The organism is Pseudonocardia ammonioxydans (assembly GCF_900115005.1).
Classification (GTDB): domain Bacteria; phylum Actinomycetota; class Actinomycetes; order Mycobacteriales; family Pseudonocardiaceae; genus Pseudonocardia; species Pseudonocardia ammonioxydans.
Map to the genome: position 1 here is coordinate 25,781 of NZ_FOUY01000038.1, position 20,515 is coordinate 46,295.

Consider the following 20,515-nt stretch of genomic DNA (forward strand, 5'->3'; position numbering starts at 1 on the left):
CGCGGGGACGCGGTCAGCCGCGTGGACGCTCGTCGACGACCCGCCGGGCCTTGAAGGTGGTCTCGGGCAGCGTGCCGGGCTCGAGCAGCTCGACCGGCACCTTGATGTTCACCGCGAGCCGCAGCGCGCTCTCCGCGCGGCGGGCCAGCGCGAGCCGCTCGGCCTGCGCAGCCTCGGCCGGCAGCGCGGACAGCGCCGCGGCGGCATGGTGCGCGAGTTCGGTGTGGACGCTGATCTCGTCGAGCGCGCCGGAGCGTCCGACCCGGATCTGGTACTCCGGCCCGAGCTCGTCCAGGGTGCGCAGCGCGGTCTCGATCGCCGACGGGAAGATGTTCGCCCCGCGGATGACGAGCATGTCGTCGAGCCGCCCCAGCACGCCCTCCGGCATCCGCGGGTAGGTACGGCCGCACGGGCAGGGGTCGTCGTGGACGTAGGTCTCGTCGCCGGGCGCGAACCGGATCATGGGCTGGGACTCGCGCCAGAGATGGGTGTAGACGACGGCGCCGCGCTCGCCGGTCGGGACCGGGGTGTTGAGGTCGTCCGCGGCGACCACCTCGACGTGCACCTCGTCGTTGATCAGATGGGTGCCGGTCCCGGCCGGGCAGCCCACGCTGGTCTGGAACGGGTACATCTCCGAGGTGGAGCCCGCGTCGACCGCCGTGGCGCCCCAGCCCTCCTCGATGATCCGCCGGGTCCCGGGCAGGGAGCCCCCGGGCTCGCCGCCCACCAGCAGGGTGCGGACGGTGCTCTCGCGCAGGTCGATGCCCATCCGCTCGGCCACCGACAGCAGGTGGATGCAGTACGACGGGGTCGCGGTGAACACCGTCGAACCGAGCCGGGTGATCAGCTCCAGGTGCTTCTCGGAGTCGGTGACGCCCAGCGGGAACACCGTCGCGCCGATCCGCTCCAACCCCTGCAGCACACCCCAGCCGCCGAAGAACAGCCCGAACGGGAACCCGATCTGGGCGATGTCGTCGGGCCGGATCCCGGCGCACCACTGGGCCATGGCGTGCACGTCCGCGGCCCGCTCCCAGTCCGCGCGGGAGACCGCGTACATGGTGGGAGTGCCGGAGGTCCCCGAGGAGCCGTGGACCCGCGCGAGCCCGGTCGAGCCGTCCGGACCGGTGAAGTCCCGGGTGTAGCTGCCGAACGGCGGATGCTCGGCCTGGTCGGCGACCAGCATCTTCTTGGTGATCACCGGGACCTTCGTGGTGAAGTCCTCGAGCGAGCGCACCTGGTCCGGGTGGAAGCCGTGCGCGTCGTAGTGCCGCCGGTAGAACGGGAGCTCGGCGTAGGCGTAGTGCAGCTGGTGCCGGATCCGCTCGAGGATCACCGCGTCGCGCAGGCGCGGGTCACGGGTCTCGCGTTCCTCGTCCCAGAAGCGCGGGAAGCCGCGCGCGTCACGAGCGACCGAACGAGGTCCGGCAACGGTGCTCATGGGTTTCCCATCGTCAGGTGTGGTGGTTCCGGTGGCACGGCGGGTTTCATTCGGGACGGGTCACCAGACCCTGCGCGGCGGCGACGTCCCAGTAGGAGTGCAGGCCGCGGACGTGCTGGCCGCCGTCGACCGGGATGAAGTGTCCGGTGATCCGCTGCGCGGCAGGCGACATCAGGAACAACGCGACGTCGGCGATGTCGCTCGCCTCCTGGTGGCGGGGCGGAGCGATCAGCGTCCGGTCGAGGAACTCCTGGCCGATCCGGCCGACGGTGAAACCCGCACCGAGCGGGGTGTTGACGGTGCCCGGTCCGATCGCGTTGGCACGGATCCCGTGCCGGCCCAGCTCACCGGCGGTGACCTGGGTGAACTGCATGACGCCCGCCTTGGCCGCGCAGTAGTGGCCGAGCCCGTCGGTCGCGGCGACGGCGTTGAGCGAGGAGATGTTGACGATCGTGCCGCCCTCCCCCGCCTCGATCGCCTGCCGCGCGAACGACCGGGTGCACAGGAACGTCCCCTTCAGCAGGGTGTCCACGACCAGGTCCCACTCCTCGTCGGAGCAGTCCCGGATCAGCGACAGGGATGCGGTCCCGGCGTTGTTGACCAGATGGTGGACGGTGCCGTAGCGCTCCGCCGCGACCTGGAACGCCTCCTCGACGTCCGCCCGCACGCTCACCGAGCCCTCGACGAACGTGAGCCGGTCGCCGCCGTCGAGCTCGTCCGCGGCGGACTTGGCGTTCTCCGGGGACACCTCGAGCACCACGACGTTGCTGCCCCGCTCCAGCAGGGCCGCGGTGATCGCCTTCCCGATCCCGCTGCCCCCACCGGTGACGAGTGCCGTCCGGCCGGCGAACACGTTCTCCTCGACCATCTCGGATTCCTCCTCGATCTGCTGGGCGGGCCACCCGGGCGCTGCCACGCCGGTCGTCGTGGCAGCACCGGGCTCGTCGGACGTCGGGACCTCAGGACCGGCCGAGGGCGACGTTCGCCAGCCGCTGCCGGCGGGCCATGTTCTCCCGCGGGGTGAACTGCGGGGTGACGTAGCGGGCGAACAGCTCCAGCGAGCGGTTCCACTTGTCGGTGGTGACCCAGTCGCGGGCGTTGATCAGGAAGGTGCCGAACCCGCCGGTCTGCTCCTCGAGCTCACGGATCTGGCGGATGCAGTCGTCCGGGCTGCCGATGATCCAGGGGATCTCCTCGGCCATCCACTCGAAGGTGAGGTCGGCATCGTCCATGCCCTCACCCTTCTTCATCAGGGCGCCCAGGCCGAGGCCCAGCAGGTACTCGTAGGAGCGCTTGACGCCCTCCCGGATCTCGTTCATCGCCTGGTTCTTGCTGTCCGAGACGTAGACCTCGCGGCTGACCCGCCAGTTCTCCCGCGCGACGGCCGGGTCGAGACCGGCCTCAGCCGCGGCGTCGGTCAGGGCCTTGCCGTGCGCGAGCAGGTCCGGGGCGTTCTCGTAGCCCCGGTTGTCGGTCGGTGCGAAGTAGACCGAGAGCGCCTTCCAGCCGTTCGACCCGCAGCGGGCGTAGTTGTGCGTGCCGGTCAGGCCGGCGATCGCGAACGGCGGCACCTCCTGGTAGGGGCCGACCTGGAGCTGGCGGTTCTCGTACTTCCAGTACACGCCCTCGTAGTCGACCGGGTCCTCGGAGGTCAGCAACCGCCAGATGATCTCCAGTGCCTCGTTGGTCCGCGGGGCCGCCTCGGACCGCTCCAGGCCGAACAGGGCCTGGTCGGTGGGCAGCCCGCCGCCGCCGAAGCCGTACTCGAGCCGGCCGTGGGTGAGGTGGTCGAGGAACGCCATGCGCTCGGCGACCTGGAACGGGTCCTGGTACGGCAGGTTGATCACGCCGGTCCCCAGCCGGATCCGGCTGGTCAGCGCGGACGCCTTGGCGATCATGTACTCGGGGACCGGCACGTTCTCGAAGCCGCCGGTGTGGTGCTCGCCGATCCAGTACTCGGAGAAGCCGAGCTTCTCGGCGAGCACGATGTCGTCGATGTCCCGGTCGTAGGACAGCGTCCAGTTCTCGATCGGGGGGTGCTCGGGCATGGCGAACAAGCCGAACCGCATGGGTCGGACCTCCTGGGACGTCATCCAGCGCCGACATCGAGCGTTGGCAAACGCCCGGTCGTTTCTGTCCGGCACAGAGTGACGTGGTTCACCGGAAGTGTCAAGATCTTCCCCACGCTGGCCGGGAAAGTGCCCGATGCGGTCCTGGCACCGTGATTGATAACTGACTTTGCGTTTGCTTACATGAGGTCGACTTCGACTCAGGGGAGTTCCCGTGTCCCACGCCAACACCGTCGATCCCCGACCCCGTTGCCGGCTCGACGCCGACGACGCGTGGCGGGTCCACGGCCTGCGCTGCCGGCGGTGCGGAACGGTCGCCGCCTACGCCTGGCCGCGCTGCCCCGCGTGCGCCGGGCCCGCCGAGCCCGCCGCGTTCGGCCCGGCCGGCACCGTGTGGAGCAGCACCGTGGTGCGCATCCCGGTCCCGGGACGGACACCGCCGTTCACCCTGGCCTACGTCGACCTCGACGACGGGCCGCGCGTACTCGCCCACGTCCCGGGCGCGGACACGGCCCCCGCCGTCGGCGGGCGGGCCCGGCTGATCGCCCCGACCGGGTCGGACGACCTGGCGGTCGAGACGGCCACCGGGAGCACGTCATGACCGCCGTCGCCGTCCACGGCGTCGGGACCTCGCACTTCGGCCGCCAGCCCGACCGGGACTACCTCGCCCTCGCCCACGACGCCGTCACCGAGGCCCTCGCCGACGCCGGCACGGACTCCGTCGACGCGGTCTGGGTCGGCACGGTCTTCGGCCCACCCGGGATCGCCCAGCGGACGCTGCGCGCCCTCGGGATCACCGGCGTCCCGGTGATCACCGTCGAGAACGCCTGCGCGAGCGGGACCACGGCCTTCGCCGAGGCCGCCGAGGCCGTCCGCACCGGACGCTTCGGCCGGGTCCTCGCGCTGGGCCTCGAGCAGATGAGCACCGCGTTCTCCGGCGCCATCACCCCCGAGCCCACCGACCCCGAGCAGCACGCGGGCCTCGCGCTGCCCGCGCTCTACGCCATGAGCGCGGCGCGCTACCTGCACCTCGGCGCGGTGACCCCCGAGCAGCTCGCGGCCGTGTCGGTGAAGAACCACGCGCACGCCCTGGAGAACCCCCGCGCCCAGTACTCGGGCCGCTATACCGTCGAGGAGGTGCTCGACTCGAAGATGATCTCCGATCCGCTGACCCTCCTGCAGTGCTGCCCGACCTCGGACGGGGCCGCCGCCGCGGTGCTCGCGCCCGCGTCCGGTGGCGGCCGGGAGGTCGGGCTGCGCGGTGTGGCCCTGCGCAGCGGGGCGCCGTGGAACCACGACTCGCCCCACGTGTGGGGCTTCGACATCGTGCGCGACACCGCCGCCGACGCGCTCGCCGCGGCCGGCCTGGACTCGGTCACCGACGTCGACGTCGTCGAGGTGCACGACGCCTTCACCATCGGCGAGATCGTCACCACCGAGGCGCTCGGCCTCGTCGCGGAGGGCGAGGGCGGCGCGGCCGCGGCCACCGGCGTGACGGCGCTGGGCGGGCGCCATCCGGTCAACCCGTCCGGCGGGTTGCTCTCCCGCGGGCACCCGCTCGGCGCGACCGGGCTCGCCCAGCTCGCGGAGATCGTGTGGCAGTTGCGGGGAGAGGCCGGCGGGCGGCAGGTCGACTCCGCCCGGATCGGCCTGATCGAGACCATGGGTGGCGGGGTGTCCGTGCTCGACGGGAACGCCTGCGTTGTCGCTGTACTGGAGGCACCGTGAGCACGTCCCGGATCGACGTCGGACAGATCGACCTGCTCGGCCCGGACGCCGTCGCCGACCCCTACCCGGCCCTCGCCGCGCTGCGCGAGCACGACCCGGTCCACTGGAGCGCGAAGTACCGGTCCTGGTTCATCACCCGCTTCGACGACGTCAGCGACGCGCTGCGCGACACCCGGTTCTCCTCGGACCGGATCGCGCCCTACCGGCGCGCCAAGCTCGACGGCCCGGACGCCGACCCCGCGCTGCGGGCGGCCTTCGGCGTGCTCGAGGACTGGATGGTCTTCCAGGACCCGCCGGACCACACCCGGCTGCGCAAGCTGCTCAGCCGCGGGTTCACCCCGCGGGCGGTGAGCCGGATCCGGCCCCGGATCGAGGAGCTGGCCGAGGAGCTGCTCGACGCCGCGCTCGCCTCCGGGACCGGCCGCGTCGACCTCGTGCACGACTACGCCTACCCGCTGACGGCGGCGGTGATCGCCGAGATGCTCGGGGTCCCCCGCCGGGACCAGGACCACTTCAAGCGGTGGTCGGACCAGATCACCGGCCTGGTCTTCGGCGGGATGGGCGACGCCGACCGGCACGCCACCGGCGCGACCGGGATGGCCGAGCTGACCGGCTACCTGTCCGAGCTGGTGGCCGCGCACGAACGCGAACCCGCCGACGACCTGCTCTCGGCCCTGATCGCCGCGCGCGACGAGCAGGACTCGCTCAGCCACGACGAGGTCATCTCCACCGGGGTGCTGCTGCTCTTCGCCGGCCACGAGACGACCACCAACCTCATCGCCAGCGGTGTCCTGGCCCTGCTGCGCCACCCCGAGCAGCAGGTCCGGCTCTCCGGCGACCCCGAGCTGCTCGGCGGGACGATCGAGGAGGTCCTGCGGTTCGACGGCCCCGCGAAGACCGTCGCGCGGGTGATGGCCGAGGACGTGGAGCTGCGCGGACGCACGCTGCGCCGCGGCGACCGGGTGTTCCTCAGCCCGTCTGCGGCCAACCGCGACCCCGAGGTGTTCGACGACCCCGACACCTTCGACATCACCCGCCGCCAGGGCCGCCAGCTCGGCTTCGGCGTCGGGCTGCACTACTGCCTCGGCGCACCGCTGGCCCGGCTGGAGGCGTCCGTCGCCGTCCCGCGGGTGCTGGAGAAGCTGCCGTCGCTGCGCTACTCGGAGGAGCAGCTGCAGTGGGCGCCCGTGCTGCTCTCCCGGGGCATGCACAGCTTCCCCGTCCGGTTCGACCCGGCACGCGGACGGGCCGGCCGGTGACCGGGGTCCCCGGCGGGTTCCGGCTGGACGGCGAGGTGGCCGTCGTGACCGGCGCCTCCTCCGGGCTCGGCGCCCACTTCGCCCGGCTGCTGGCCTCGGCGGGGGCCGCGGTCGCGATCGGGGCACGGCGGGCGGAGGAGCTGGAGACCGTGCGGCGGTCGATCCTCGCCGACGGCGGCCGGTGTGTCGCCGTCGCGACGGACGTGTCCGACCCCGCCCGGTGCCGGGCACTGGTCGACGCCGCGGTCACCGAGTGGGGCCGGGTGGACGTCCTGGTCAACAACGCCGGGGTGGGCTACGGCGCCCGTGCCGAGAAGGACGACCCCGGCCGGGCCGCGGGCCTGCTCGAGGTCAACCTGCTCGGCGCCTACCAGATGGCCGTCGCAGCCGGGCGGGTGATGATCGACGCCGGGCGGGGCGGATCGATCATCAACATCGCCTCGGCGCTCGGGCTCACGGCCGGTAGCGTCCCGCAGGCCGCCTACTCGGCGTCCAAGGCGGGCCTGATGGGCCTGACCCGGGACCTCGCGGCGCAGTGGTCGGGGCGGCACGGCATCCGGGTCAACACGCTGGCCCCGGGATACTTCGCCTCGGAGATGACGGCGCCGCTGCTCGAGCACGAGCAAGGGCTGGCGGACGCGGTCGCCCGCATCCCCCTCGGGCGCTTCGGCGACCAGGAGGAGCTCGCCGGGCCGCTGTTGCTCCTGGCATCACGGGCCGGCTCGTACATCACCGGCACGACGCTGTGCGTCGACGGCGGCTGGACGATGCACTGACGGCCGCCGGACGGCCCGGACGGTTCAGGGAGGAGTGAGCGATGCCGCGACCGAGTCGCTGGCCGGACCTCGTGCACGCCGCCGGGGAGGAGTTCCGGGAGCGTGGCTACGACAACGCCACCCTGGAGAGCATCGGCGCGCGCGTCGGGATCCTCAAGGGCAGCGTCTACAACTACGTGGGCAGCAAGGAGGAGCTGCTGCTCGCCGTGGTGGAGCAGCCGGCCCGCGCGCTGCTGGCCGAGCTCGACCGGCTGCGCGCCGACACCGGCAGCAGCGTGGCCATGCGGCTGCGCGAGCTCGTCCACACCCAGGTGCGGATCTTCGCCGACTACTACCCCGCCGCGTTCGTCTACCTGCAGCACGTCGGCCGGTTCCGGTCGCCGGCGTTCGCGCAGTTCGACGACATGGACAAGGACTACATCGCCGCGATCGAGTCGCTGCTCGCGGAGGGTGTCCGCACCGGCGAGTTCTCCCTCGCCGGCGAACCCGCCGTGGCGGCCCGGGCGATCGTCGGCATGCTCGACTGGATGCAGCACTGGTTCACCCCGCACGGCGAGGAGGCGGACGCCCGGCTGGCCGACCAGCTGTTCGCGCTGGCCCTCGGCGGCCTGCACGCCGCCGGCGGCGTGCACGGTGTGACGAAGGGGATCGGGCGCACCGCGGCACCGGTGGTGCCACCGGGGGGCTGACCTACACCACCGAGCCGATCAGTCCCGCCCGTTCCCGCAGCAGCCGCACGGCGGCGCGCATGGCCTCGGACGTGAACCGGGTCGAGGGCCCCTGCACCCCCAGGACGGCGGCCAGCCGGCCCGCGGAGTCCAGCACCGGCACCGCGATCGCCGACAGCTCCGGCTCCCGCTCCCGCACGGCCTCGGCCCACCCCTGCTCGGTGATGCGGCGCAGCTCCTGCTCGAGCAGCGCCGGGTCGGTGATCGTGTGCTCGGTGAACGCGACCGGATCGCCGTCGGGCCGGGTGCCGCCCCAGGCCAGGTACACCTTGCCGACGGCGGTGGCGTGCGGGGCGCTGGTGAATCCGATCGCGGCGACGCTGCGCACCGACGCGTCGCTGGTCACGACGTCCACCGTGGACACGTGGTGCTCGCCGGGCATCGACAGCGTCGCGGTCTCCCCGGTGCCGGCCGCGAGGTCCTCGAGGTGCGGGCGGGCCAGGTCGCGCAGGTCGAGGCTCTCCCGCGCGGCGCTGGCGAGCTGCAGGATCCGCACGCCCATCCGGTAGCGCCCGGTCGCGGGCACGTACTGCAGCAGCCCGCCCTGGACCAGGGTGGCCAGCAACCGGGACACGGTGCTGACGTTGACCCCGGTCCGGCGGGCGATCTCGCTGGTACCCAGGTCGGCACCGGCCTCGGCGAGCACGTCGAGCACGCTGATCGCGCGCTGCACCGACTCGACCTGGCGGACGGCCGGTCTCCCGGTCCTGGCCACGACGCCTCCCTGCCGGGCTCGGTGGTGATCCCGCTCGGATGCGGGTTAACCTTTCTCCGTGGGGGAGATGCTATCTCCACCAGGGATATGGGCCGACCGTCGTCGCTCGGCGAGCCGCATCCGACGCCCCGTGTCAGTAGCGCCTCTTGTGACGGAGCTTCCCGTGACCGACTTCCGTAGTGCCCGCGTTCTGTTCATCCAGCACCAGGACGACGCCCCGCCCGGCTTCGTCGGCGACCGGGTCGCGCAGCACGGCGCGACGGTCGAGGTCGTGCGGGCCCAGGCACCGAGCCTGCCCGACCCGGCCGACTACGACCTGGTCGTGCCGCTGGGCTGCTACGACTCCGCCTACGACGACTCGCTGCCCTACCTCGCGAACGAGTGGAAGCTGCTCGCCGGCGCGATCGAGGCCGACGTCGCGGTGTTCGGCATCTGCTTCGGTGCGCAGCTGCTGTCGCGGGTGCTCGGTGGCGAGGTCGCCCCGTCCCCGATCGGCCCGGAGATCGGCTGGCTGGAGGTCGAAACGACCCCCGCGGCCGCCGGCCTGATCGAGCCCGGACCGTGGCTGGTCTGGCACCTCGACGTCATGAGCACGCCGCCGGGCGCCGAGGAGCTCGCGCGGACCGGCTGGGGCACCCACGCCTACCGCCAGGGCCGCCACCTCGGGGTGCAGTTCCACCCGGAGGCCACCGCCGACGGCGTCCTGTCCTGGGCCGACCACTACCGCGACCTGCTGCCCGGGCTGGGCACCAGCTACGACGAGATGGCCGCGCTCACGCACCGGACGGTCGCCGGTGCGCGGGCGCGGGCCTACGAGCTGACCGACCGCGTGCTCGCCCGGGCCGTGAGCGGGTCCACCTCGCGCGTCTGACCGGGGCCGGGTTTTCCCCCGTCCGCACCGGGAAGCCCTCGAGGGAACGGGGCTCCCCCGACAGCGATCCCGACGGGAGGACACATGACCGACGTCAAGCTGGCCGTCGTCTACTACTCGGCCACCGGCACCGTGGACGCCATGGCCCGGCACGCCGCCGAGGCCGCGGAGAAGGCCGGCGCCGAGGTACGCCTGCGCCAGGTCGCCCGCCAGGCCACCGGCGGCGAGCGCGCCACCAGTGACGCCCAGGCCGCCCACGCCGAGAACGCCCTCGACACCCCGGCCGCCACGGCCGACGACGTCGTCTGGGCCGACGCCGTGCTGTTCGGCTCCCCCACCCGCTACGGCAACATCGCGGGCCAGCTCAAGACCTTCCTCGACTCGCTCGGCCCGCAGTGGGGCCAGGGCCTGCTCGCCGACAAGGTCTACGCCGGGTTCACCGCCAGCCAGACCGCCCACGGCGGCCAGGAGACGACGCTGCTCGCGCTCTACAACACGATCCACCACTTCGGCGGCATCATCGTGGCCCCCGGCTACACCGACCCGCTGAAGTTCGTCGACGGCAACCCCTACGGCGCCTCGCACGTGACCGGTGCGAACAACGACACCCCGCTCGGCGACCCCGAGGTCGACGCGCTGCGCCACCTCGCGGGCCGGGTGGTGACCGTCGCGGACCGCCTCGCGGCCTAACGCCCGCCCGAGGACCGGCCGCTGCCGGTGCTGGTGGTGCTACCGGCGCGCCACCAGCACCCAGTCCTCGTCCGTGGGCGGCTCGTACCCGCCTGCGGCCTGCGCGTCTCCGCCGGAGGCCTGGCCGTCCCCGCCGGAGGCCTTCGCGTTGCGGTACTCGCCGGTGCGCGGGTCGAACCACTGCACCCGCGTCATCCCCTCGGTCGCGGCCGGGTCGAGCTCGAATCCGCCCCCGGACGGCGTGTAGACCAGCAGGTAGGAGCCGTCGGAGGCGCGGTTGGCGACGATCCGGTCCGCGCCCGACCCGGTCTCCGAGGTGATCACCGACTGGTCCGGCTCGCCCAGCCGGAACGGCAACGACGTCATCAGGTCGCGCAGGTGGACCATCTGCTTGCCCGCCGGGAGGTCGAGCGCATCGGTCCAGCTGCCGCGCGCACCCAGCTCGCCGCTGCCGCCGTCGTTGAACTGCCACACGGCGTGCGCGCCGTAGGTGTGCCCGGCGGCGCCGCCGAGGACGGCCCAGTAGGCGTCGCGGCGCACGTCCTGCGCGGTGGAGAAGCCCTTCTCCGGCTTCCAGCAGTACGGATGGTCCTCGTAGATCGGCTCGCCGTCGATGAACGGCTTCACCGGGCGGGCCCCGTAGGTCGACTCGACGAGCTCCCGGCGGACGCCGTAGCGCAGGCAGTGCCCGCCCTGGATCATGTGGAAGTCCAGCCACTCGGCACCGGCGAACCACTGGGCCGACGACTGGTCGCCCTGCGGGTGGTAGGTCGTGAGCTGGGTGGCGCCGCCGGCGTCCAGACCCTTGGCGAGGTTGCCCCACAGCGTCTCCTCGCCGTCGGCCGGATGGTCACCACCGAGGGTCCAGGTGACGTTGGGCCGGTCGCCGAACCGCTCGCCCAGGAACCGGCCGTACTCGCCGGCGTTGCTCTCGCGCACGACCGTCCCGGTCTGCTTGTCGCCCCAGACCGGGTGGATCGCCAGGTACATGCCGCGCTGCGCGGCGGCGTCGATCACGAACTCCAGGTGGTCCCAGAACTCGCCGTGCCGGTCGACGCTGCCGACGTCGCCGCTGATCGGCCGGTCGGCCCCGGCCTGCGGGAAGATCGCCACCGTCTGGATCACGTTGTAGCCCTGGGCGCGGCGCGCGTCCAGGTAGCGCACGGTCTCCTCACGGTCCAGCTTGCCCAGCAGCGCCCACGCCGTGTCGCCCAGCCAGAAGAACGGCTTCCCGCCGGCCGTGAAGTAGCGGCCGTCGATCTCCAGCGGCGGCGGCCCGGCGGCCGCGGGCGGGGGCGCCGGCGTCTTCTCGTCGGGCCCGGCCGGTGGGGGCGGTGATCCGGCCCCGGTCACGCAGGCCGCCGCGAGGACGCCCAGCGACGTCGCGACCCCCAGTGCCCGCAGCATGCGCCGGGTCCGCCCCGGGGTCGTGCCCGACATGTGCCCTCCGTGCGAGTCGTCCGGCTCATGATCGACGCGAACGTACCCGCCCCGATGTCGGGCCGGGGTGATCCGACGCGGCGTCGATCGTGTGGTGTCGCCCTGCAACGCTCTAGGCTTCGCCCGTGCGGATGACCCAGACGGCCCTGCGACGGACGGCGAACCGGTGAGCGGCGGGCTGTTCGCGCTGCTCGACGACGTCGCGGCGCTCGTGCGGCTGACCGCGACCTCGCTCGACGACGTCGCCGGCGCGGCCGGGCGGGCCGGCGCGAAGGCCGCCGGGGTGGTCGTCGACGACGCGGCCGTCACCCCGCGCTACGTGCACGGCCTGAAGCCCGAGCGCGAGCTGTCGATCATCTGGCGGATCGCCAAGGGCTCGCTGCGCAACAAGCTGCTGATCATCCTGCCGGTCGCGCTGATCCTGAGCCAGTTCGCGCCCTGGCTGCTGACCCCGATCCTCATGCTGGGCGGCGCCTACCTCTGCTACGAGGGCGCGGAGAAGATCTGGGAGAAGCTCGCCGGGCACGCACCCGCCGCCGAGACCCAGGACGAGCAGGCCGCCGCCGACCCGGCCGAGCACGAGAAGAAGGTCGTCTCGGGCGCGGTGCGCACCGACCTCATCCTCTCGGCCGAGATCATGGTCATCGCGCTGAACGAGGTCGCGTCGGAGGGCTTCGTCAGCCGGGCGCTCATCCTGGCCGTGGTCGCGGTCGCGATCACCGTGCTGGTCTACGGCGTGGTCGGGCTCATCGTGAAGATGGACGACCTGGGGCTCGCCCTCGCCGCGCGGGGCTCGGGTGCGCTGAGTGCGTTCGGCCGCGGGCTGGTCCGGGCCATGCCGATCGTGCTCACGGTGCTCTCGGTCGTCGGGGTGGTCGCGATGCTCTGGGTCGGCGGGCACATCCTGCTGGTCGGCCTCGACGAGCTCGGCTTCGGACCGCCGTACGCGCTCGTGCACCACCTCGAGGTGGCCGTGCACGACGCCACCGGCGCGCTCGGCGGGTTCCTCGGCTGGCTCACCAACACCGTCGGCTCGGCGATCCTCGGGATCGTCGTGGGCGCGCTCGTCGTCGCGGTCGCGCACCTGCTGCCGAGGCGGCGGAAGGACACGACGCACGCCTGATCGGGCACGATCACCCGATGGCGCCCGACGACGTCTTCGTGCCCTACGGCCCCTCCCACCTGGTGGTGCTCGGGATCGGGGTGGCCGGCGCGGTGGCGCTGGTGCTGATCGGGCGACGGCTGCGCGACCGGCCGGCGGCGCGGACGTTCGCCCGGGGGTTCGCGCTCGTGATCGGCGCCTTCGAGATCGCGATGCAGATCCGGGCGCTGACCCCGCAGCAGTGGGACATCCACACCTCGCTGCCGCTGCAGCTGTCCGACCTTGCCTGGATGACCTCGGCGTACGCGTTGTGGACGGGGCGCCGGTGGGCGTGCGCGGCCGTCTACTACTGGGGCCTGACCCTGACCCCGCAGGCCATGTTCACCCCGGCGCTGGACGCACCCGACTTCCCGCACACCGACTTCGTCGCCTTCTGGGGCCTGCACCTGCTGGTGTCCTGGGCGGCGATCCACCTGACCTGGGGCATGGGCATCCGCCCGACCTGGCGGGGCATGCGCAGCACGCTCGCGATCACCCTGGCCTGGGCGGCCGTGACGATGACGTTCAACGCCGTCGCGGGCACCAACTACGGGTTCCTCAACCACAAGCCGACCAACCCGTCGCTGCTCGACCTGCTCGGGCCGTGGCCGTGGTACGTCGCGGTGGAGTTCGCGCTCGTCGTCGCCGGGTGGAGCCTGATCACCCTGCCGTGGACCCGGCGGCGCAGCACCGCGCGGCAGGAGGATGTTCGCTGACACCGCACCTGCCGGCGCTCAGTCCGCGCGCAGCCCCGCGAACAGCAGGGCGACGTAGGTGTCGACCACCTCATCGGCATCGGAGTCGGCCTCGCCCCGGATCCAGCTGCTCACGCCGTTGAGCATGTCGAGGATGCCCAGCGAGGCCAGCGACGGGTTCATCGTGCGGAACTCGCCGCTGCGCATCCCCGCGGCCAGGACGTCCTTGACCCGGCGGTTGTAGTACTGCAGGTGTCCGTCGATGTCCGCGCGGTGCTCCGGGGTGAGCGACGGGCGCTCGTGCAGGCCGACGAGGTACTCCGTGCGCCGCCGCAGCAGGTGCCGGACGTGCGCGCCGACCAGCGCGGTCAACCGTTCGGTCGGGGTCCCGGCGGCGTCGAGCAGGGGGAGGTTCTCCTCCACCGGCTCCTTGGTGACCGTCAGGCAGATCGCGTAGAGGATCTCCTCCTTCGAGGGGAAGTGGTGGTAGAGGCTCGCCCCGCGGATCCCGATCGCCTCGGCGATGTCGCGCATGCCGACGTGGGCGTAGCCCTGGTCGGCGAAGATCCGGGCCGCACTGGTCGTGATCTCGGCCCGCCGCTCGACGGTCCGCTTCCGCCTGCCACCGCGCTCCTGCACGGGGGACAGTCTTTCCGGACCGGCGGTCCGGCGGGCCTGCGGGCCGGTCACACCCCCGGGACGACGCGGTAGTCGGCCAGGTCGGCCTCGTGCGTCATCCGCCAGTAGTCGACGATCCGCCACGGCATGGTGGAGACGACGCGGCCGTCGGCGTTGCGGTACCAGTTCGTCATCCCCGGGTGGGTCCACAGCATCCGGGCGTGCGCCTCGTCGTGGCGCCGGGTGTAGTCGTCCTCCACCTCGGGCCGCACCTCGACCGTGCGCAGTCCCTTCTCCGCCATCGTCACGACGAGGTCGGTGATGTAGCGGACCTGGCACTCGGCGATGGTGATGAAGCTGCCGCCGTGCCCGAGCACGGTGCCCGGCCCGCAGGTCAGGAACAGGTTGGGGAAGCCGGGCACCGTGATGCCGAGATGGGCCCGGGCGTCCTGGTCGCCCCACACGTCGGCGAGACGGGCGCCGTCGCGGCCCCGCACCTCGATCGGCCACAGGTAGCGGTGGGTGTGGAAGCCGGTCGCCAGGATGATCACGTCCGCCTCGACCTCGGTGCCGTCGTCACCGCGCAGCCCGGTCGGGGTGATCTCGGCGACGCCCTCGGTGAGCAGCTCGACGTTCTCCCGGCGCAGCGTGCGGTACCAGCCGTTGTCGAGCAGCATCCGCTTCCCGAAGGGCGGGTAGCCGGGCACGGACTTCTCCACCAGGTCCGGGCGGCCCTCCAGTTCGGACTCGATGTAGCGGGTGAAGACGCGCCGGTGGGCGTCGTTCACCGCGTTGACCGACCGCTGTGGGTGTTCCCACGCGGGGTCGACCTGCAGGCTCGGATGCACCCGGTCGTTGAAGTTCCAGGACAGCCGCGCGCGGTACCAGTGCCGGTAGAAGGGCACCCGGTCCATCAGCAGGTGCACCGCCCGGTCGATCGGTGCGAAGTAGACGTCGTTCGGGGCGATCCACTGCGGGGAGCGCTGGAGCACGGTGAGGTGCCCGACCGTCGCCGCGACGGCCGGTACGACCTGCATCGCACTGGCACCCGCGCCGACGACGGCCACCCGCCTGCCGTCGAGGTCCACGTCGTCCGGCCACTGTGCGGTGTGGAAGATCCGCCCGGTGAACGTGTCGAGGCCCGGGATGGCCGGCACCCGGGGCCGGTTCAGCGCACCGGTCGCACTGATCAGGATCCGGGAGACGAACGCGCGGCCGTCGGCGGTCCGCGTCGTCCAGTTCCCCGACTCCTCGTCGTGGACCGCCTCGACCACCTCGGTGCCGAACTCGATCCGCTCGCGCAGCTCGTGACCGTCGGCGACGTCGCGCAGGTACTGCTGGACCTCGTCGCGCTTGCCGAAGTGGGTCGACCAGTTCCGCGGGAAGAACGAGTACGAGTAGAGGTGGCTGGGGGTGTCCACCCCGGCGCCGGGGTAGGTGTTCTCGTACCAGCCGCCACCGACGTCGTCGTTCTTCTCCAGGACGACGTGCTCGATCCCCGCCTCGGCCAGCCGGATGGCGGCGAGCATGCCGGACACCCCGGCACCGATGATCACTGCCGTGATCTCGGTCGGCGGGGCGGTACGGGCGGGCGCGGGCACGAACCCCATGTCCTCGGCCAGCATGTCGGCGTACTCGATCGGGGTCGGCTCGCCGTTGGCCAGCTCCAGCAGCTCCCGCAGGCGCTCCCCGGTCGGCGCGGGCACCGCGGGCGCGCGGCCGGCCTCGTACTGCTCGACGGCGTCGGCCACCGCCGCCCTGATCTCCGCGCCGACCTCGGGCGCGAAGCCACCGGAGTCGTTGTCGTCCATCCCCCGGCTGCGGGTCGGGCGGTACGGATCGTGCAGCCACCGCTCGTCACCGGTCAGCTGGTGGAGGACGGGGACGAGCGACGGCAGGTTCGCGTGCTCCAGCGCCTCGACGAGCTCGACCCGTCCCGACCCGGCCGATCCGGTTGCTCCCACGGCATCCCCCACGCAGATCAATCTATCCACCGTTAGGTTAACGACGACACCAGTCTGCCCATCCGGAACCGCTCGCCGTCAAGGTCTGAGGGACGAACTGCCCACTTCTTGACACGGCGGCGACGTCCCAGCACGATCGCCGCAGAAACCTAACCATTGATAGGTAGGAGTTGGCGATGGAGCTGACCGAGGCCATGCGCACCGTGGGGACCACCCGCTACTTCACGGACGACCCGGTGCCGGACGCGGTGCTGCACCGCGCGTTCGATGCCGCACGCTTCGGTCCGCAGGGCGGCAACCGGCAGCCGGTCCGCTGGGTCGTGGTGCGGGACGCGGCGCGCAAGCAGGCTCTCGCCGAGCTGTACCTGCCGACGTGGAAGGCGTACCTGAACGGCGTCGGTGACGGCACCGTCGGCGTCGGTGCGCTGCCGAAGACCGTGCGCGACGCCGACCACTTCGCCGAGCACCTCGCGACCGTGCCGGCGATCGTGGTCGTCTGCGCCGAGGTCGACGGCCTGCACCCGACCGACCTCGATCTCGACCGGCCCTCGGTCGTGGGCGGCGCGTCGATCTACCCGACCGTGCAGAACCTCTGCCTGGCGCTGCGCGACCAGGGTGTGGGTTCGGCGCTGACCACACTGCTGTGCCACCACGAGGAGCAGGTCCGCGCACTGCTGGCGATCCCCGACGGCGTCCTCACCGCGGCGCACATCGCGATCGGCTACCCGGCACGGCCGTTCCCGACCGCACTCACCCGCAGCCCGGTTGAGGACATCGTCTCCGCCGAGACGTACGGGCAGCCGTACTTCACCCCCAGCACCGTCTGAACCCCCAGCACCGTCTGACCAGCGCGCCCAGGAGAACAGGACGACATCGTGGCCGACCTCGCCCCGCACCACCGCACACTCCTCGGCCGAGCGACCATCGGCGACCAGCTCCGCCGGCACGCGCGCACCCAGCCGGACAAGATCGCGTTCGTCGCGTACGCCGCCGACGGGGCCCGTACCGAGACGACCTACGGCGCACTCGACGAGCGGGCGAACCGGTTCGCACACCTGTTCACCGCGCGCGGGATCGGCCGTGGCGGGCGGATCGCGTCGATGGCGCGCAACTCCGTCGATGTCGTCGCCGCCTACTACGGCGCCCTGAAGATCGGAGCGGCGTTCACCGGGGTCAACCCGCTGTACCGCGAACCCGAGGTCGCCCACCAGCTCACCCACAGCCGCGCCGACCTGGTCCTCACCGACGGGGCCTTCGCCGCCGTCGTCGACGCCGCCCGGCCGGAGGGTCTGGACCGCCTCGAGTACGGCACCGCCCTGGACGCCCGGCTCGAGGAGCAGCCGGTGACCGAGCCGGAGGTCGAGCTCGACGAGAACGACGTCGCGCTCATCGTCTACACCTCCGGGACCGAGGCCGCACCCAAGGGCGTGCTGATCCCGCACCGCAACTACCTGGCCTCGACCGCACCGGCCTGGGGCTGGGGCCTCGACACCGGTCCGCGCGACACCTGGCTGTTCGTGATGCCGTTCCACACGATCGCCGGTCTCGGCTCGATGACCAGCCTGACCCTGATGGGCGCCACCCTGGTACTGCCCGCCACCGTCGAGCCGGCGGCCGCGCTGCGGATCATCGAGCGCGAGCGGGTCACCGTCATCGCCCAGACCCCGACCTTCTACATCGCACTGTCCGCCCAGGACGGATTCGGCCCCCGGGCGGTCGGACAGGTCCGGCGGTGCATGACCTACGGCGGGCAGATCCCACCACACGTCGTCGAGGCCTGGTCCGCCGCGGCGCCCGAGGTCATGTGGGGCACCTACTGGGGCCAGTCCGAGCTGTCCCAGCTGGGCACGGTGGGCTTCTTCCGGACGCTCGACGACGTCCCGGGCGGGGACCCGACCTGGATCGGCAGGCCGGTCACCCACCTGGAGATCCGGGTGGTCGACGCCGAGGACAACGACGCCGAGGTCGGCGAGCTGATCTGCCGCACCCCGTCGGCGATGCTGGGATACCTCGACGACCCCGAACGGACCGCGGCCGCGTTCCGGGGCGGCTGGGTACGGACCGGCGACATGGTGCGGATCGACGCCGACGGCAACCTGTTCTTCCACGACCGGCTCAAGGACATGATCAAGACCGGTGGCATGAACGTGTCGTCCCAGGAGGTCGAGCGGGTCGTGCACGAGCACCCGGCCGTGGAGCGGGCCGCGATCGTCGGCCTGCCCGACGCCTACTGGTCCGAGGCCGTCACCGCGTTCGTCGTCGTCCGGCCGGGACACCAGCTGACCGCCGACGAGCTCCTCGAGCACTGCCGCGCCCACCTGGCGTCCTACAAGGTGCCCAAGGCCGTCCACCTCGTCGGGGAGCTCCCGGTCGATCCGCAGGGCAAGATCCTCAAGCGGCGGCTGCGCGAGCCGGTCGCGGCCCGGACCCCCTGACCCGACCGGGGCCGGCGTACTAGCCGGAGCCGGCCGTCCAGGCGAGCAGGCGCCCGCGCGACCAGCACCGTCCGACGGCCTCGGCCTGCATCCTCGAGTGCCCGAGCACGGCGAGACCGAGGATGCTGTGGCCCGAGGCGCGGCGGTCGCCGAAGGTCGGTATCGCCGGTGCGACGCCGACGCCCTCCGCCGACACCCACGCGACCGGCCGTCCGGCGGCCACCTCGTCGAGGCGGTGCAGGAAGCGCAGCCGGCCCTCGATCGGGAACTGCGCCAGCGTCCACGTCGTGCTCACGACGGGCAGGGCGTGCGCGGGTACCCGGGCGACGGCGTCGGGCAGCACGTCGAGGGCATCGCCCTGCAGCAGCACCGGCGGGGCCGACGCGGTCAGGGCGATCTCCGCGTCCAGCCGGGCGGCCCGCTCCGGCCGGTCCGGGGGCAGGCAGGCGCGCAGCCACCGGGCGTCGTCGGGGTCGGTCACGTCGACCGGGTCGAGATCGACCCCGATCCGGGCGACGACCTCGGGCACCGCCCGCCCCGGCACGGGCCGGTCGCCCACGACCGACGCCGCCTGCCGGACGGGCGACGACGGGTCGCCGAGCGGCGGCCCGTCGTCGTAGGTGAGGGCGACGCGGTCGAGGGTGAGGGAGAACCCGGCCGAGCACCCCACGTCGATCAGCCCGACGGCCGTCGCGCCCACCCGGTGTGCCGCCTCGGCGACGAGCGGGTGCAGGACGGCGTGGCGCCCGGTCTCGTCGGGCAGCAGGCGGCGGCGCCCGGCGACGGCCACGACCTCGTCGGTCCTGGCCAGCAGGGTCTCGATCGCCGCGTCGGTGGCGCGGTCGCGGTCCGCGGCGGCGTAGGCCGCGGCGAGTGCCGGTGCGCGCCCGGCGAGGGCGAGGTCGTGCAGCGCGGCGAGGACGAGCGCGGGGTGCCGCCGGCGGGCCGGCGCCGCACCGATCGCGCGCATCGCCTCGGTCGACGCGCTCAGGGCGACGGCGAGGTGCGCGTACAGCGGTGACGTCCGGGCGGCGTCGACCTCACCGAAGCGCCGGTAGACCTGCGCGGGGGTGCGGACCCCACCCCGGGGTGCCGCTGCGGCCGACCCTGACACCGGGCCGACCCTAGCCACTGTCCGAGGTCCGGCGGGAGTTCCGGCGCGGTCCCTACTGAGATACTCCGCGGCGTGCCGGAAGAGCTGGGGCGACGGGAGCGCAAGAAGCTGGCCACCCGTCGCGCGCTGATCGACGCCGCGGCGGAGCTGTTCACCGAGCACGGCTTCGACGGGACGACCGTCGCCCAGATCGCCGAGAAGGCCGACGTCAGCACCCGCACGTTCTTCCTGCACTTCCCGACCAAGGAGGACGTGCTCGCCGGTGAGGGCGACGCCCGGACGGAGCTGGGGTTGCGCGCGATCGCCGAGCAGGTCCCCGGCGAGGGCCCCGACGAGGCGTTCGCGCGGGCGATGCGCGTGATGATCGACGACGGCCGGCCGGAGGAGACCCGGCTCGGGCACCTGCGGTACCGGATCGCCCAGGAGGCCCCGACCGTGCGGATGAACGTCCTGCGCCGCCGGCTCGAGACGGAGGCGCTGTTCGCCGCCGCCCTGCACGACCGGTTCCGCGACGAGATCGACGAGCTCGGCGCGCGGGCCACCGTCGCCGCCGTCATGGCCGCGAGCTACGCCGCGGCGACCCTCTCGATCGACCGCGGCGACCCGCCCGCGGTCCTGCGGGAGGCGATGCGGCGCGCCGTCGAGATCGGGATGTGGGGACGCCGCCGGGACGGGTAGCGGCGCACGGACACGGTGGACCCGGTCTTCCACACCGCCCGGCACGTGCTCACCCGTGCGGAACTCGCGCCGCCGTTCGGCATGAGGACCGGGTCCCGGGTAGCGCCCCCACAGCGTGCCCACGCCCCGGCTGGCCGGGCTCAGCGGAGGACAAGG

General features: G+C 72.9%; 20 protein-coding genes. 12 read left to right on the top strand and 8 right to left on the bottom strand.

Going from position 1 to position 20,515, the window contains the following annotated elements; translation table 11 throughout:
- Nucleotides 1-13: 13 nt before the first annotated feature.
- The 3 genes from BM093_RS26785 to BM093_RS26795 are packed head-to-tail and all read right to left on the bottom strand — an operon-like array spanning nt 14 to nt 3,507.
- A complete protein-coding gene (locus tag BM093_RS26785; protein WP_093351940.1) occupies nt 14-1,438 on the bottom strand; it encodes a phenylacetate--CoA ligase family protein in 1,425 nt (474 codons plus the stop codon).
- Between the two features lie 46 nt (nt 1,439-1,484).
- A complete protein-coding gene (locus tag BM093_RS26790) occupies nt 1,485-2,354 on the bottom strand; it encodes an SDR family NAD(P)-dependent oxidoreductase (protein WP_245773824.1) in 870 nt (289 codons plus the stop codon).
- A gap of 43 nt (nt 2,355-2,397) precedes the next feature.
- Entirely contained in the window at nt 2,398-3,507 is a 1,110-nt protein-coding gene (locus tag BM093_RS26795; protein WP_093351946.1) for an LLM class flavin-dependent oxidoreductase, read from the bottom strand.
- 214 nt (nt 3,508-3,721) lie between these two features.
- Here BM093_RS26795 and BM093_RS26800 point away from each other — a divergent pair, with 214 nt between their 5' ends.
- Genes BM093_RS26800 through BM093_RS26820 form a run of 5 tightly spaced genes read left to right on the top strand, consistent with a single transcriptional unit; the run spans nt 3,722 to nt 7,959 of the window.
- Complete coding sequence (locus BM093_RS26800) at nt 3,722-4,108, top strand: Zn-ribbon domain-containing OB-fold protein (protein ID WP_093351951.1); 387 nt, start codon at nt 3,722-3,724, stop codon at nt 4,106-4,108.
- Complete coding sequence (locus BM093_RS26805) at nt 4,105-5,235, top strand: thiolase family protein (protein WP_093351956.1); 1,131 nt, start codon at nt 4,105-4,107, stop codon at nt 5,233-5,235. The genes BM093_RS26800 and BM093_RS26805 overlap by 4 nt, the downstream gene beginning before the upstream one ends.
- Entirely contained in the window at nt 5,232-6,494 is a 1,263-nt protein-coding gene (locus tag BM093_RS26810) for a cytochrome P450 (protein ID WP_093351960.1), read from the top strand. The genes BM093_RS26805 and BM093_RS26810 overlap by 4 nt, the downstream gene beginning before the upstream one ends.
- Entirely contained in the window at nt 6,491-7,270 is a 780-nt protein-coding gene (locus BM093_RS26815; protein ID WP_093351965.1) for an SDR family NAD(P)-dependent oxidoreductase, read from the top strand. Before BM093_RS26810 ends, BM093_RS26815 begins: the two co-directional genes overlap by 4 nt.
- Nucleotides 7,271-7,311: 41 nt before the next feature.
- Nucleotides 7,312-7,959, top strand: a complete 648-nt coding sequence (locus tag BM093_RS26820; RefSeq protein WP_093351968.1) for a TetR/AcrR family transcriptional regulator — start codon at nt 7,312-7,314, stop codon at nt 7,957-7,959.
- 1 nt (nt 7,960) lies between these two features.
- Here the strand turns inward: BM093_RS26820 and BM093_RS26825 are convergent, their stop codons facing one another.
- On the bottom strand, nt 7,961-8,713 hold the full coding sequence (locus BM093_RS26825; RefSeq protein WP_093351973.1) for an IclR family transcriptional regulator: 753 nt from the start codon (nt 8,711-8,713) through the stop codon (nt 7,961-7,963).
- Nucleotides 8,714-8,876: 163 nt separating this feature from the next.
- Here BM093_RS26825 and BM093_RS26830 point away from each other — a divergent pair, with 163 nt between their 5' ends.
- Both BM093_RS26830 and wrbA read left to right on the top strand, forming a co-directional pair.
- The gene (locus BM093_RS26830) at nt 8,877-9,584 is read left to right on the top strand and encodes a type 1 glutamine amidotransferase (protein WP_177238728.1); all 708 of its coding nucleotides are present in this window, start codon (nt 8,877-8,879) and stop codon (nt 9,582-9,584) included.
- 84 nt (nt 9,585-9,668) lie between these two features.
- Complete coding sequence (wrbA, locus tag BM093_RS26835) at nt 9,669-10,274, top strand: NAD(P)H:quinone oxidoreductase (protein ID WP_093351983.1); 606 nt, start codon at nt 9,669-9,671, stop codon at nt 10,272-10,274.
- A gap of 39 nt (nt 10,275-10,313) precedes the next feature.
- Here wrbA and BM093_RS26840 read toward each other — a convergent pair whose 3' ends face one another.
- Nucleotides 10,314-11,714 carry a glycoside hydrolase family 140 protein gene (locus tag BM093_RS26840; protein WP_093351993.1) on the bottom strand — a complete coding sequence of 467 codons (1,401 nt, stop codon included), beginning with the start codon at nt 11,712-11,714 and terminating at the stop codon, nt 10,314-10,316.
- Nucleotides 11,715-11,880: 166 nt separating this feature from the next.
- On the opposite strand from BM093_RS26840, the gene BM093_RS26845 reads away from it, so the two are divergent.
- Together BM093_RS26845 and BM093_RS26850 are read left to right on the top strand one after the other, a co-directional pair.
- Nucleotides 11,881-12,837 (top strand): DUF808 domain-containing protein, encoded by a 957-nt coding sequence (locus BM093_RS26845; protein ID WP_093351998.1) that lies wholly within the window; start codon nt 11,881-11,883, stop codon nt 12,835-12,837.
- 17 nt (nt 12,838-12,854) lie between these two features.
- The gene (locus BM093_RS26850) at nt 12,855-13,571 is read left to right on the top strand and encodes a YwaF family protein (protein ID WP_093352004.1); all 717 of its coding nucleotides are present in this window, start codon (nt 12,855-12,857) and stop codon (nt 13,569-13,571) included.
- An 18-nt stretch (nt 13,572-13,589) separates the two neighbouring features.
- On the opposite strand, the gene BM093_RS26855 is transcribed toward BM093_RS26850, so the two are convergent.
- Nucleotides 13,590-14,189 (bottom strand): TetR/AcrR family transcriptional regulator, encoded by a 600-nt coding sequence (locus BM093_RS26855; RefSeq protein ID WP_245773825.1) that lies wholly within the window; start codon nt 14,187-14,189, stop codon nt 13,590-13,592.
- A 47-nt stretch (nt 14,190-14,236) separates the two neighbouring features.
- Entirely contained in the window at nt 14,237-16,144 is a 1,908-nt protein-coding gene (locus tag BM093_RS26860; RefSeq protein WP_245773826.1) for a flavin-containing monooxygenase, read from the bottom strand.
- A gap of 164 nt (nt 16,145-16,308) precedes the next feature.
- Between BM093_RS26860 and BM093_RS26865 the strand changes: the two genes are divergently transcribed.
- Entirely contained in the window at nt 16,309-16,959 is a 651-nt protein-coding gene (locus tag BM093_RS26865; protein WP_093352009.1) for a nitroreductase family protein, read from the top strand.
- A gap of 48 nt (nt 16,960-17,007) precedes the next feature.
- On the top strand, nt 17,008-18,567 hold the full coding sequence (locus BM093_RS26870; RefSeq protein WP_093352014.1) for a class I adenylate-forming enzyme family protein: 1,560 nt from the start codon (nt 17,008-17,010) through the stop codon (nt 18,565-18,567).
- A gap of 19 nt (nt 18,568-18,586) precedes the next feature.
- Here BM093_RS26870 and BM093_RS26875 read toward each other — a convergent pair whose 3' ends face one another.
- Nucleotides 18,587-19,681 (bottom strand): DUF2332 domain-containing protein, encoded by a 1,095-nt coding sequence (locus BM093_RS26875; protein ID WP_177238729.1) that lies wholly within the window; start codon nt 19,679-19,681, stop codon nt 18,587-18,589.
- A gap of 72 nt (nt 19,682-19,753) precedes the next feature.
- Here BM093_RS26875 and BM093_RS26880 point away from each other — a divergent pair, with 72 nt between their 5' ends.
- Entirely contained in the window at nt 19,754-20,359 is a 606-nt protein-coding gene (locus BM093_RS26880) for a TetR/AcrR family transcriptional regulator (RefSeq protein ID WP_093352021.1), read from the top strand.
- Nucleotides 20,360-20,515: the final 156 nt, after the last annotated feature.

Bases quoted from the DNA above. Each gene is read 5' to 3' on its own strand.
- BM093_RS26805 (WP_093351956.1), top strand. From the start codon at position 4,105: ATGACCGCCGTCGCCGTCCACGGCGTCGGGACCTCGCACTTCGGCCGC.
- wrbA (WP_093351983.1), top strand. From the start codon at position 9,669: ATGACCGACGTCAAGCTGGCCGTCGTCTACTACTCGGCCACCGGCACC.
- BM093_RS26795 (WP_093351946.1), bottom strand. From the start codon at position 3,507: ATGCGGTTCGGCTTGTTCGCCATGCCCGAGCACCCCCCGATCGAGAAC.
- BM093_RS26820 (WP_093351968.1), top strand. From the start codon at position 7,312: ATGCCGCGACCGAGTCGCTGGCCGGACCTCGTGCACGCCGCCGGGGAG.
- BM093_RS26865 (WP_093352009.1), top strand. From the start codon at position 16,309: ATGGAGCTGACCGAGGCCATGCGCACCGTGGGGACCACCCGCTACTTC.
- BM093_RS26850 (WP_093352004.1), top strand. From the start codon at position 12,855: ATGGCGCCCGACGACGTCTTCGTGCCCTACGGCCCCTCCCACCTGGTG.
- BM093_RS26785 (WP_093351940.1), bottom strand. From the start codon at position 1,438: ATGAGCACCGTTGCCGGACCTCGTTCGGTCGCTCGTGACGCGCGCGGC.
- BM093_RS26840 (WP_093351993.1), bottom strand. From the start codon at position 11,714: ATGTCGGGCACGACCCCGGGGCGGACCCGGCGCATGCTGCGGGCACTG.